The organism is Pantoea latae, assembly GCF_002077695.1.
In the GTDB taxonomy this organism is placed as follows: domain Bacteria; phylum Pseudomonadota; class Gammaproteobacteria; order Enterobacterales; family Enterobacteriaceae; genus Pantoea; species Pantoea latae.
Map to the genome: position 1 here is coordinate 121,569 of NZ_MWUE01000023.1, position 8,526 is coordinate 130,094.

Below are 8,526 nucleotides of genomic sequence, written 5' to 3' on the forward strand. Positions count from 1 at the left end.
GGAATTTCATTCTATTTTTATAGGCACATCATCAAAGGATCAGCGCTCCCGGCTGACACAGTGATTCTTTTACGCTGACCAGCAGGTGCTCATCAGCGTCTGTTTCGCTTTGCTGCAGAATGGCCGGATAAACGGCGAGACCGACTGCTTAGCGATCGCTCTGGCGGCGCTGAAATTCCTCCCGCGCAACGGGCTTAGCTTCCTGAGTTACCAGCCTATTTTCTACGTAAGAGCAAATCGCCTGAATTTGATGCGTGCATTATTCTGATCATTGCTTGATAGGGCTAATCGTTCATTGCTATCCTATCTATCGCCACGGGCTATCGTGGTCTGGAGGATAACAATGAACATTCGCGATCTTGAATACCTGGTTTCGCTTGCCGAGCATCGCCACTTCCGCCGCGCGGCGGATGCGTGCCACGTCAGCCAGCCGACGCTAAGCGGACAAATCCGCAAGCTGGAAGATGAGCTGGGCGTGATGCTGCTAGAGCGGACCAGCCGTAAAGTGTTGTTCACCCAGGCGGGCATGCTGCTGGTCGATCAGGCGCGCACCGTGCTGCGGGAAGTTAAAGTCTTAAAAGAGATGGCGAGCCAGCAGGGCGAAGCGATGTCCGGCCCGCTGCATATCGGGCTGATCCCCACCACCGGCCCCTATCTGCTGCCGCAAATCATTCCGATGCTGCATAAGACCTTTCCCAAGCTGGAGATGTATCTGCACGAGGCACAGACGCAGCAGCTGCTGGCGCAGCTCGACAGCGGCAAGCTCGACTGTGCGATTCTGGCGCTGGTAAAAGAGAGCGAAGCCTTTATCGAGGTGCCGCTGTTCGACGAGCCGATGAAGCTGGCGATCTATCAGGATCACCCGTGGCACGATCGCGATCGCGTCCCGATGTCCGATCTGGCGGGCGAAAAGCTGTTAATGCTGGAGGATGGCCACTGTCTGCGCGATCAGGCGATGGGCTTCTGCTTTGAAGCGGGCGCTGACGAAGATACCCATTTCCGCGCCACCAGTCTGGAGACGCTGCGCAATATGGTCGCGGCCGGAAGTGGCATCACGCTGCTGCCCGCGCTGGCAGTGCCGCAGGAACGCGTGCGCGACGGCGTGTGCTATCTGCCGTGCTATAAGCCTGTGCCGCAGCGCACCATCGCGCTGGTTTATCGTCCCGGTTCGCCTCTGCGCAGCCGCTATGAGCAGCTGGCAGAAGCGATTCGCACGCACATGCAGGGCTATCTCAACACCACCTTAAAACAGGCGGTTTAAGCCATTCAGCGCGGCCACGCGATAGGCTTCGGCCATGGTGGGATAGTTAAAGGTGGTATTCACGAAGTACTCGATGGTGTTACCGCCGTTTTTCTGCTCCATAATCGCCTGGCCGATGTGAATGATCTCCGCCGCGCGTTCGCCAAAGCAGTGAATACCCAGGATCTCTTTGGTTTCGCGGTGGAACAGAATTTTCAGGCTGCCGACGTTCATGCCGACAATCTGCGCGCGCGCCAGATGCTTAAACTGCGCGCGGCCCACTTCGTAAGGCACCTTCATCGCCGTCAGCTGCTGCTCGGTTTTGCCGACAGAGCTGATTTCCGGAATGGTATAAATACCGGTCGGGATATCCTCTACCAGATGCGCGCTGGCTTCTCCTTTGATAATCGCCTGCGCGGCGATGCGCCCCTGATCGTAGGCGGCTGAGGCCAGGCTTGGGTAGCCAATCACGTCGCCTACCGCATAGATGTGCGGCTGCGCGGTCTGATACATGCTGTTGACCTTCAGCAAACCGCGTCCGTCCGCCTCCAGCCCGACATTTTCCAGCGCCAGCGAGTCGGTGTTGCCGGTTCGGCCGTTGGCGTAGAGCAGGCAGTCCGCTTTCACCTTTTTGCCCGACTTCAGGTGCATAATCACGCCATCTTCCACGCCTTCGATTTTCTCAAACTCTTCGTTGTGGCGGATAACCACGCCGCTGTTCCAGAAGTGGTAAGAGAGCGAGTCGGACATCTCCTGATCGAGAAACGCCAGCAGGCGGTCACGGGTGTTGATCAGATCGACCTTGACGTTCAGCCCGCGGAAAATCGACGCATACTCGCAGCCGATGACGCCCGCGCCGTAGATAATGACGTGGCCCGGCTCGTGGTGCAGATTAAGGATAGAGTCGGAGTCGTAGATGCGCGGATGGGTAAAGTCGACGTCGGCCGGATGATAGGGACGCGATCCGCAGGCGATAACGAATTTTTCCGCCGTCAGGCGCTCGCGCGTGCCGTCGTAGTGTTCAACTTCAATGGTGTTGGCATCGATAAAGTGGGCGTTACCCTGAAACAGTTCGCAGCGGTTGCGCTCGTAGAAGCCCTGACGCATCGCGGTCTGCTGGCTGATAACGTTTTCCGTGTGGTTGAGGATATCGGCGAACGAGGAGCGCAGCAGGCGCGTGTGGTCGCTGTAAAGCGGGTTCTGGTTGAATTCAATAATGCGACTGACTGCATGGCGAAGCGCCTTGGAGGGAATGGTGCCCCAGTGGGTACAACCGCCGCCGATGTTATGGTAGCGTTCGATCACTGCGATGCGCGCTCCCTGCTTCACCAGGCCCATGGCTGCACCTTCACCTCCAGGACCGGAGCCAATCACGATGGCATCGTAATCGTAAGACTTTTGCATACCAGTACGTCCTATGTTTCTATACATTTTTACAACGAGATTCTAACATCTCGCCGCGCACATCTGAATTCTAACAGCGAAATTCCCCACGGTTTGACAAAGCGTGAGGTTCACAGGCAGTCACAAACTTTGGCCTCTTGTACGCTGAAAAGTTTGTTATAGTGCCCCTCTAACTTGTCACAAGGCAGAGAGAATGGGCGTCAGAGCGCAACAAAAAGAACGTACAAGACGTACGCTGATCGAAGCGGCATTTAGCCAGCTCAGCGCCGAGCGCAGTTTCGCCAGTTTAAGTTTGCGTGAGGTGGCCAGGGAGGCCGGTATCGCGCCCACCTCTTTTTATCGTCATTTTAAAGATGTTGATGAGCTTGGTTTGACCATGGTCGACGAGAGCGGTTTGATGCTGCGCCAGCTGATGCGCCAGGCGCGTCAGCGCATCGCCAAGGGCGGCAGCATTATCAAAACCTCGGTCTCTACCTTTATGGAGTTCATCGGCAACAATCCTAACGCGTTTCGGCTGCTGCTGCGCGAGCGTTCCGGCACCTCCGCCGCGTTTCGCGCCGCCGTAGCGCGTGAGATCCAACACTTTATCGCCGAACTGGCGGATTACCTTGAGGTCGAAAATCGCATGCCGCGCAGCTTTACCGAGGCGCAGGCGGAAGCGATGGTGACCATTGTTTTTAGCGCAGGCGCGGAGGCGCTGGATGTGGATATTGAGCAGCGCCGCAGGCTGGAGGATCGCCTGGTGCTGCAGCTGCGCATGATCGCCAAAGGCGCTTATTACTGGTATCGCCGCGAGCAGGAACGTCTGGCGGTCACCCTGGAAAAACCCGAAGAGTAAACGATAAGGATAATGCCATGACACAACCGACTTCCCGCGATAAAGGCACGCTGCTGCTGGCTTTTATTACTGGTTTAGCGATTAACGGCTCATTTTCCGTGCTGTTTAGCGCCTTTGTTCCTTTTTCTATCTTTCCCATTATCGCCCTGGGTCTGGCGGTCTGGAGCCTGCACCAGCGCTATCTGAACCGCAATATGCCGGACGGCATGCCGGGTCTGGCGGCGGCCTTTTTCCTGCTGGGCATTCTGGTGTATAGCGCGCTGGTGCGCGCCGAATATCCCGATATCGGCTCTAACTTTATTCCGACGCTGCTGATGGTGGCGCTGGTGTTCTGGATCGGCGTGAAGATGAAGCGTCGTAAGAACAACGACTGACAAACAAAAACGGGAACCTGAGGTTCCCGTTTTGCCAGGGCTGATCGTGCCGACGCAGGTGGTGTGGACGGATCGCAAAGTCGCTTAACGCATCCATGCTCGCTCGGCCCGCGCCTTCCCTGGCGCGGGACGCTTTGCTCTTCCGTCCACACCACCTGCGTTTTAAGTTATTCTGCGGCTTGCTTGCGCGTCAGCCAGACGCCGCACTCCATATGGTGCGTATAGGGGAACTGATCGAACAGCGCCAGGCGCGAAATCTGATGCGTCTGCGCCAGCGTCCGCAGGTTGTCGCACAGCGTGTCGGGATTGCAGGAAATATAAAGGATGCGCGGATAGGCCTGCACCATCTTCACCGTCTCTTCATCCAGCCCGCTGCGCGGCGGATCGACGAAAATGGTTTCGCACTCATAGCTCTTCAGATCGATACCCTGTAAGCGGTTAAAGCTGCGCACGCCGTTCATCGCCTGGGTAAACTCTTCCGCCGCCATGCGGATAATCTGCACGTTATCGATCTGGTTGGCGTCGATATTGAACTGCGCCGCCGCCACCGACGGCTTGGCGATTTCGGTCGCCAGCACGCGGCGGAAATTGCGCGCCAGCGCCAGCGAAAAGTTGCCGTTGCCGCAGTAAAGTTCCAGCAGATCGCCGCGCGACCCGGTGGTGACGTCCAGCGCCCACTCCAGCATCTGAATGTTCATCGCCGCGTTAGGCTGGGTAAAGCTGTTCTCAACCTGACGGTAGATCATCTCGCGGCCCGCCACCGGCAGACGCTCGTCGATAAAATCCTGGTCGAGACAGATTTTGGTTTTGGTGGCGCGGCCAATCAGCTGCACCGCATAGCCTTCAGCCCGCAGCGCGTCACGCAGCGCGCTCGCCGCCTCAACCCAGTCCGTTTCCAGCTTGCGGTGGTAGAGCAGCGAGATCACGATCTCGTTGCTCATGGTTGAGAGGTAGTCGATCTGAAACAGCTTGTGGCGCAGCGCGCGGTTGTCGCGGATCCCGGCGATCATTTTCGGCATTAGCGCGTTAATCAGCTCGCTGGCGGCGGAAAAGCGATCGACGCGAATGCGTTCGCGCGTCGCCTGATCGAAGATGATGTGGTAGAGATCGTCGCCATCGTGCCAGAGACGAAACTCCGCGCGCATCCGGTAGTGGCTGACCGGCGAGCGAAACACCTCCGCTTCAGGTGCGGCGAACGGCGTCATCATCGTCTGTAAACGGCTGACTTTCTCGGCCAGTTGCGCGTCGTACTGTTCGGTCGGGAGATGTTCGGGTGTCATGATCGATCCTGGTTAATAGCAAACTTGCGGGCGATTGTAGGCATTCACCTGGCGTTGTCCAGTCCTGCGCGCATCGGGCGGTATAGCTGTCTGGACTTCCATTATCACTCCTGTAGACTGCCTGCGCCGGCCTCAGCCTGAGTTAAAAGGGAATCCAGTGCGAATCTGGAGCTGACGCGCAGCGGTAAGGAATGTCGTGGCGATCGCCTTGCAGACACTGTCCAGCCGGATGGGAAGTCTTCGCCACCTATGGTTCCCAGCCCGAAGACCTGCCGGTGTGACGTCGCAACTCGTACGGTCATCGCGTGCTATCGATCGTATGCCTGCGGCATCCTGCTTGGTCTTTTGGATGCTCATAAAAATGAAAAAATACTCCGCTTCGCTGTGCGCGTTTAGCGCAACGGCGCTTGCTCTCTGGGCGCAACCTGGTTTCGCTCAGGATAATGATGATACGCAAATCGTAACCGCCAACCGCTTCGCCCAGCCGGTTTCGTCGGTGCTGGCACCCACCACCGTGGTGACGCGCGCTGAAATTGACCGCTGGCAGGCGAAAAGCCTGACTGACGTGATGCGACGGCTGCCTGGCGTCGATGTGGCGCAGAACGGCGGCCTCGGGCAGAGCAGCTCGCTGTTTATTCGCGGCACCAATTCCAGCCACGTGCTGATCCTGATTGACGGCATTCGCCTCAACCAGGCGGGCATCTCGGGTTCGTCCGACCTTAGCCAGATCCCGCTGTCGCTAGTGCAGCGCATCGAATATATCCGCGGCGCGCGCTCGGCGGTTTACGGATCGGACGCTATCGGCGGCGTGGTGAATATCATTACCGGCCGCGCGCAGCCCGGCACCACGCTCACCGCCGGCGTCGGCTCGAAAGGCTATCAGTCATATGATGGCTCAACGCAGCAGCAGCTGGGCGACGCCACAAAACTGACGCTGGCCGGCAACTACACCTATAACCGCGGCTTCGACGTCGGCGCCGGCTATCCCAACGCCTATGGTCCGGCGCAGGGCGACAGAGACGGGTTTATGAGTAAAACCCTCTATGGCAATCTCGAGCACCAGTTCAGCGATGAGCTGAGCGGATTTGTGCGCGGCTACGGCTTTGACAACCGCACCGCCTATGACGGCTCTTACAGCTATGATGACAGCTACACTAATATTGTCGGCCTTGCGGACACGCGTCAGCTCTATAGCCAGACCTGGGACACCGGCCTGCGCTTCAACCGCGACATCTACTCGACGCAGCTGATCGCCAGCTACAGCCGCACCAAAGATATCAACTACGATCCGCGCAACGGCCGCTATGGCGCCGCGTCCACTTTTGACGACGTCACCCAGTACAACCTGCAGTGGGGCAACACCGTGCAGGTCGGCCAGGGCGCCATCAGCGGCGGCGTCGACTGGCAGAAAGAGACCACCGAACCTGGCACTAACTATCTGGCGGAGAGTTATGAGCAGCGCAACACCGGCCTCTATCTCACCGGGCAGCAGCAGTTTGGCAGCGTGACGCTGGAAGGCGCGCTGCGCGGCGATGACAATAACCAGTTCGGCTGGCACAACACCTGGCAGACCGCCGCCGCATGGGAGTTCATATCGGGCTATCGCCTCTTCGCCTCCTATGGCACCGCGTTTAAGGCGCCGAATCTCTCCCAGGTCTACAGCCCGGGCTACGGCAATCCTGACCTTGATCCGGAAAAGAGCAAGCAGTGGGAAGGGGGAGTTGAAGGGCTGACCGGAGCGGTGAGCTGGCGGCTTTCTGGTTATCGCAACGACATCAGCAACCTGATTGATAGCGATCCGGTGACCTATCGCTACTACAACATCAGTAAGGCGCGTATTAAAGGCGTCGAGGCGACCGCGTCGTTCGAGACCGGCCCGCTGGGCCATCAGATCTCTTATGACTATGTCGACGCGCGCGACGGCGAAACCGACGAGCAGCTGGTGCGCCGCGCGAAACAGCAGGTTAAGTACCAGCTCGACTGGACGATTTATAACCTCGACTGGTCGGTGACGTATCACTATCTCGGCGACCGCTTCGATAATGACTACAACAGCTATCCCACCCGCCGCGTGAAACTGGGCGGCGTGAGTCTGTGGGATCTCGCGGTGTCGTATCCGGTCACATCTCAGCTGACGGTTCGTGGTAGAATTGCCAACCTGTTTGATAAAGACTACGAGACAGTGTATGGCTATCGAACTCCGGGAACGGAGTATTACCTCAGCGCCAGCTACCGCTTCTGATCTGCGTCCCACCGTGCTGGTGTTTGACTCCGGCGTCGGTGGGCTCTCTGTCTATGATGAGGTTCGGCAGCTGCTGCCGGACCTGCATTATCTCTACGCTTTCGATAACGCAGGCTTCCCGTACGGCGAAAAGAGCGAAGCGTATATTGTCGAGCGCGTCGTCGATATCGTCGGTGCGATTGCCACCCGTCATCCGCTCTCGCTTTGCATTATCGCCTGTAACACCGCCAGCACCGTCTCCTTGCCGGCGCTGCGCGCGCGCTTTGATTTTCCCGTAGTGGGCGTGGTGCCCGCCATAAAGCCGGCGGCAAGGCTAACGCGCAACGGCATGGTCGGGCTGCTGGCGACGCGGGCGACGGTGCGCCGTCCCTATACCCATGAGCTGGTGGCGCAGTTCGCTACTTCTTGCCAGATCGCGATGCTGGGCTCGGCGGAGCTGGTGGAGCTGGCGGAAGAGAAGCTGCACGGCCAGCCTGTGGCGTTGCAGGATGTGCGTCGTATCGTCCAGCCCTGGCTGCGCATGGCCGAGCCGCCGGATACCGTGGTGCTGGGCTGCACGCACTTTCCTTTACTGCGCGAAGAACTACAGCAGGTGCTGCCTGAGGGAACGCGTTTGATTGATTCGGGCGCGGCGATCGCGCGGCGAACGGCCTGGCTGCTGGAGCATGAGGCGCCAGCCGCGCAATCTTCGCAGGCGAACTGCGCCTTTTGCACCGAGCTGAACGGCGAAGCGCTGCAATTATCACCGGTTTTAAGGCGTTATGGCTTCCCGTCGCTGGAAAAAGTGGCAGTTTAGGGTGGTTTTGCTGAAAAAATCGACACTCAGAAATTAATTTGAAATTAGCCCTTGTCAGCCAGAAAGAACTCCCTATAATGCGCCTCCACTGACACGGCACAACGGCTTACGGAATGCGGTGTTAAGTAAGGTTCGACAAGGTTCGAATCGTCAGGAAAGCAAAAATAAATGCTTGACTGATAAAGCGGAAAGCGTAATATACGCAGCCCGCGCCGCTGAATAATCGCGGCATGCTCTTTAACAATTTATCAGACAATCTGTGTGGGCACTCGAGAGCAGATATCAAAAGCCTCCGGGCTTAAAAAATATCAAGCCTCACGAGTGGACACATAATGACATTCATTATGACGTT

General features: G+C 57.8%; 7 protein-coding genes and 1 riboswitch. Of the genes, 5 read left to right on the top strand and 2 right to left on the bottom strand.

Going from position 1 to position 8,526, the window contains the following annotated elements; genetic code table 11:
• Positions 1 to 343: 343 nt before the first annotated feature.
• Complete coding sequence (gene oxyR, locus B2J69_RS15835) at positions 344 to 1,261, top strand: DNA-binding transcriptional regulator OxyR (protein WP_081140610.1); 918 nt, start codon at positions 344 to 346, stop codon at positions 1,259 to 1,261.
• Here oxyR and sthA read toward each other — a convergent pair.
• On the bottom strand, positions 1,244 to 2,644 hold the full coding sequence (gene sthA, locus B2J69_RS15840; protein WP_033755573.1) for a Si-specific NAD(P)(+) transhydrogenase: 1,401 nt from the start codon (positions 2,642 to 2,644) through the stop codon (positions 1,244 to 1,246). The two genes, oxyR and sthA, sit on opposite strands and share 18 nt — an antisense overlap.
• 193 nt (positions 2,645 to 2,837) lie before the next feature.
• Between sthA and fabR the strand changes: the two genes are divergently transcribed.
• The gene (gene fabR, locus B2J69_RS15845) at positions 2,838 to 3,482 is read left to right on the top strand and encodes an HTH-type transcriptional repressor FabR (RefSeq protein ID WP_081140611.1); all 645 of its coding nucleotides are present in this window, start codon (positions 2,838 to 2,840) and stop codon (positions 3,480 to 3,482) included.
• Positions 3,483 to 3,499: 17 nt separating this feature from the next.
• The gene (locus tag B2J69_RS15850) at positions 3,500 to 3,856 is read left to right on the top strand and encodes a YijD family membrane protein (protein WP_081140612.1); all 357 of its coding nucleotides are present in this window, start codon (positions 3,500 to 3,502) and stop codon (positions 3,854 to 3,856) included.
• A gap of 167 nt (positions 3,857 to 4,023) precedes the next feature.
• Here B2J69_RS15850 and trmA read toward each other — a convergent pair whose 3' ends face one another.
• Positions 4,024 to 5,136, bottom strand: a complete 1,113-nt coding sequence (gene trmA, locus B2J69_RS15855; protein ID WP_081140613.1) for a tRNA (uridine(54)-C5)-methyltransferase TrmA — start codon at positions 5,134 to 5,136, stop codon at positions 4,024 to 4,026.
• A 111-nt stretch (positions 5,137 to 5,247) separates the two neighbouring features.
• Positions 5,248 to 5,427: riboswitch (cobalamin riboswitch) on the top strand.
• A gap of 70 nt (positions 5,428 to 5,497) precedes the next feature.
• On the opposite strand from trmA, the gene btuB reads away from it, so the two are divergent.
• Both btuB and murI read left to right on the top strand, forming a co-directional pair.
• Positions 5,498 to 7,378, top strand: coding sequence for a TonB-dependent vitamin B12 receptor BtuB (btuB, locus tag B2J69_RS15860; RefSeq protein ID WP_081140614.1), 1,881 nt, complete (start codon positions 5,498 to 5,500; stop codon positions 7,376 to 7,378).
• A complete protein-coding gene (gene murI / locus B2J69_RS15865; RefSeq protein ID WP_081140615.1) occupies positions 7,323 to 8,174 on the top strand; it encodes a glutamate racemase in 852 nt (283 codons plus the stop codon). Before btuB ends, murI begins: the two co-directional genes overlap by 56 nt.
• Positions 8,175 to 8,526 lie beyond the last annotated feature (352 nt).